General features: G+C 72.7%; 1 protein-coding gene. It reads right to left on the reverse strand.

The genetic code is table 11. The features are described from left to right. Positions 1-237: 237 nt before the first annotated feature. A partial coding sequence (locus tag C5F48_RS25495; protein WP_308812784.1) for a calcium-binding protein occupies positions 238-1,410 on the reverse strand: 1,173 nt, incomplete at its 5' end.

Genomic DNA, 1,410 nt, shown 5'->3' on the forward strand with positions numbered 1-1,410 from the left:
GCCCTTGCCGCCCNCCAGCGGCCGCACCGTGCCGCCAGCCTGCGGGTCGAAGCCGGCAAGCTCGGCCTCCAGCCCGTCGCTGGCGATGCGGCCGAGCCGCGCCACCTCGCGCCAGCCGCCGCCCTCGTGGCGCAGGATCGCCTGGCAGCCGATCAGGCCGTTCAGCTTGCCGAGGTGGCGGGCCAGCGCCTGGCCAAGATCCGCGCTGTCCCTCTGCGTGCTCTGCATGCCGTCCCGTCAGCTCTCCGCCATCTGCCAGCCGGCGAAGCGCCAGCCGCCGCGCGGGACGGAAGCCTGTTCCGTCTCCGCCTCGGGGGCTTCCTGCTCCAGTTCCTCCGCCGGGGCAAGGAACTCCTCGCCGGTCAGCAGGTCGGGCTCGCCGAGGAAGCGGAAGCCATGCGCGGCGCCGGTGGCCTCGCCCTCGGTCAAGAGGCCGAAGAGCCGGGCCGCCTCCATCTCGGGATCGTCGGTGACGAGAAGGTCGACGCGCATCAGCTCCGACAGCGTCGGCAGCACCAGTTCCGGCAGGCCCTCGGTCGAGTTGTCCCGCGCCAGACGGTAGAACAGCTTCTCGCCGGTGCCGCCGATCAGGTCGAGATCGCGCGGCGCGAGCGTCAGTACCGAGACCAGCCGCTCGCTGCCGTCGGCCTCGGCCTGCAGCCGGTAGCGGCCGAATTCGCCGAGCGCGAAGTCGTAGGTGTAGTCCACCTCGAACAGGTCATGCCCGGTGCCGCCGATCATCAGGTCGCGGCCCTCGCCGCCGATGATCGTGTCGTCGCCGCCCAGCTCGAAATCGCCCGGCTGCTCGAAGGTGTAGAGCGTCCGGCCGCCGCCCAGCGGTTCGCGGGTGAAATGCCCGCTGTCGCCCGCCAGCATGTCGTCGCCCGCCGCGCCGTCGACCCAGTCGTTGCCCGTGCCGCCGATGACGATGTCGCGCCCGCTGCCGCCGGTGATCCGGTCGTCGCCGCCGAGCAGCGGCTGGGTCGAGGTCGCCTCGATCAAACGTCCCGCGGCATCGGCGAGGATCACCCCGGCGTCGCCGAGGATGACGGCCTCGCCGCCGGCATTGACGATGCTGTCCGCGCCCTCGCCGCCGATGATCCAGTTCGACCCGGCGCCGGTGGAGATCGTGTCATCCCCGCCCCGGGCCGGGGTCTCGATCACCACCTCGAGCCTGGCGCGCACGCCGCCGGCGAAGTCCAGCACCCCGAAGTCGCCGGAGACGGTGTGGTCGCCAGCCCCGAGCGCGATCTCGTCGCCGCCGGTTCCGCCGAAGACAAAGGCCTCGCCATCGGCCTTGGTGATGCGGTCGCCCGCCCCGGTGGCATGGTCCAGCGTCGCCATGCGGATCAGCCGCCCGCCCGCCGCGGTGATGCGGCCGAGATCCCCGAGGATCAACGCCAGCCCGTC

It is taken from the genome of Cereibacter changlensis JA139 (assembly GCF_003034985.1).
Taxonomy (GTDB): domain Bacteria; phylum Pseudomonadota; class Alphaproteobacteria; order Rhodobacterales; family Rhodobacteraceae; genus Cereibacter; species Cereibacter changlensis.